Annotated in this window: 1 protein-coding gene and 2 pseudogenes; 2 read left to right on the forward strand and 1 reads right to left on the reverse strand. The window is 65.0% G+C overall.

Features of this window, described 5'->3' with window-relative positions; genetic code table 11:
* Both EN879_RS31795 and EN879_RS31800 read left to right on the forward strand, forming a co-directional pair.
* Positions 1-130 (forward strand): annotated as a pseudogene (locus EN879_RS31795) (DNA ligase-associated DEXH box helicase); the annotation flags it as partial.
* Between the two features lie 4 nt (positions 131-134).
* Entirely contained in the window at positions 135-1,736 is a 1,602-nt protein-coding gene (locus EN879_RS31800) for a cisplatin damage response ATP-dependent DNA ligase (protein ID WP_063169967.1), read from the forward strand.
* A gap of 20 nt (positions 1,737-1,756) precedes the next feature.
* Here EN879_RS31800 and EN879_RS31805 read toward each other — a convergent pair.
* Positions 1,757-2,512 (reverse strand): annotated as a pseudogene (locus tag EN879_RS31805) (hypothetical protein); the annotation flags it as partial.

Below are 2,512 nucleotides of genomic sequence, written 5' to 3' on the forward strand. Positions count from 1 at the left end.
CAAGGAGACCGGAGCCGAAGAGGTCTGGGTGACGCATGGCCGCGAGGAGGCGCTGGTCCGCTGGTGCGAACTCGAAGGCATCGCGGCAAAGCCACTGCACCTGGTGGGCTACGAGGACGAGGGCGATTGAAGCCATGAACCGCTTCGCCGAACTTCTCGACCGCCTGGTGCTGACGCCGTCGCGCAATGGCAAGCTGACCTTGCTGACCGACTATTTCCGCAGCGTCGAGGATCCCGATCGCGGCCTGGCGCTGGCTGCCATCACTGGCGATCTCCACATCGCCGCGGTCAAGCCGGCGATGCTGCGCATGCTCGTCACCGAGCGCATGGATCCGGTGCTGTTCGGCTATTCCTACGACTATGTCGGCGATCTCGCCGAAACGGTGTCGCTGGTCTGGCCGCAAACGCCCGGAAACACCCCGAACCGCGAGCCGACGCTTGGCGAGGTCGTCGCCAAGCTGCAGGCGGCAAGCCGCTCCGACGGACCGAAGGTGCTGGCAGGGCTGCTCGACAGCGCCGGCATCTCGGCACGCTTTGCCATCATCAAGCTGGTCACCGGCGGCCTGCGCATCGGCGTGTCGGCGCGTCTGGCCAAACAGGCGCTGGCGGATTTCGGCAAGGTCGAGGTCGCGGAGATCGAGGAGCTCTGGCACGGGCTGTCACCGCCTTACACAGCGTTGTTCGCCTGGCTGGAAGGCAAGGCCGAAAAGCCCAGGAACACGGCGTTGGCATTGTTTCGCCCGGTGATGCTGTCGAACCCGGTCGGCGACGGCGATCTCGAAAAGCTCGATCCGGCGGATTATGCCGCCGAATGGAAATGGGACGGCATCCGTGTCCAGGCGGTGGCGGAGGGCGGCATCCGCCGGCTCTATTCGCGCACCGGCGATGACGTTTCGGGCGCCTTTCCGGACCTCGCCGAGGCCATGCATTTTTCCGCAACGCTGGACGGCGAACTGCTTGTCGGCGATCCCCGGGAGGCGACGGGAACCTTCTCCGATCTGCAGCAACGGCTGAATCGCAAGACGGTGGCACCGAAGATGCAGCAGCAATACCCGGCCTTCATGCGCTGCTACGATCTGCTCCAGGTCGGCGGCGAGGATTTGCGCGCGCTGCCGTTTCGCGAACGGCGCGGCCGGCTGGAAAGCTTTGTCGCGACACTCGACCCGAGCCGTTTCGATCTGTCGCCATTCGTCGACTTCACGGACTGGCAAACGCTGGAGGAACTGCGCCGGGCGCCGCCGCATCCGATCATCGAAGGCGTCATGCTGAAGCGCTGGGACTCAGCCTATGTCGCCGGCCGGCCGAAAGGTCCGTGGTTCAAGTGGAAACGCGATCCGCACACAGTGGACGCGGTGCTGATGTATGCGCAGCGCGGCCACGGCAAGCGCTCGAGCTTCTACTCCGACTATACGTTCGGTGTCTGGTCCGGTGCCGAAGGCGAGGAGGAGCTGGTGCCGGTCGGCAAGGCCTATTTCGGCTTCACCGACGAGGAGCTGAAGCAGATCGACAAATATGTCCGCGACAACACGGTCGAGCGTTTCGGCCCGGTGCGCTCGGTGCGCGCCGACCGCGACAATGGCCTGGTGCTGGAAGTCGCCTTCGAGGGACTGAACCGCTCGACCCGGCACAAATCCGGCGTCGCCATGCGCTTTCCCCGCATTTCGCGATTGCGCTGGGACAAGCCGGCCAACGAGGCCGACCGCATCGAAACGCTGCAGGCGCTGCTCGACCGCTAATTTCGCGCGTGCAGGGTTCGCTATGGCTCGATCGAAACGCGGATTTCGTAGATGTCGGCGGCCTTGCCCTGCTTGTCGAAGTCGGAATTGATGGCAATGGTGCCGGCCGAGCCCGGATGCTTGTCGGGAAACTGCACGTCGAACAGATATTCGTTCTGCTGCTGGCCGACTGCGTAGCGCTTGCGGCCGCAGTCGCCGAGTTCGCCGAAATTGCAGTCGACGGAAATCTGCGTCTCCTTGCCTTCCTCGGAACGGGCAATGATGTCGAACACGGCATGTTTGCCGGCCAGTTTCTCCAGCACGCCTTGTCCGACGTCGAAGCTGATCGCCGAACCGGACGCGCCGGAACGGATGCGCAGGAACGAACCGGTATCGTCCTTCATCACCTCGGCCCTGGCGTCCGACGGCGCGCTGACATGCGATGCATCGGCCGGCGAAAACACATTGATCCAGTCGCGCGACTGGTCGGCGGCGCCGGGCTTTGCCGGACCGCCGTCGGCCGGTGTGAAATCGTCGTCCTCGACGGTCGGCGGCGCTTCAGGCGGGGCGGTATCGAGCTGCGCCGACGTCTTGAAGACGCCGGTCTGCACGGCGAAGAACAGGCCGATGCCAACTGCTGCCAGCAGTGTCACGGTCAGGAAGATGGCGGTCAGCGGCAGGCGACGCCCTCTTATGCGTCGTTCATCGCGGTCGGGCGCCACTTCCGTGGTCGCGCCGGCCGAGGCCGGAACCGACATGTCGATGGCCGGAGCATCGGGAAGCGTGGCGTCCGGCAT

The sequence above is a fragment of the Mesorhizobium sp. M7A.F.Ca.AU.002.02.1.1 genome, from assembly GCF_003998535.1.
Lineage (GTDB): Bacteria > Pseudomonadota > Alphaproteobacteria > Rhizobiales > Rhizobiaceae > Mesorhizobium > Mesorhizobium ciceri.

Bases quoted from the DNA above. Each gene is read 5' to 3' on its own strand.
- EN879_RS31800 (WP_063169967.1), top strand. From the start codon at position 135: ATGAACCGCTTCGCCGAACTTCTCGACCGCCTGGTGCTGACGCCGTCG.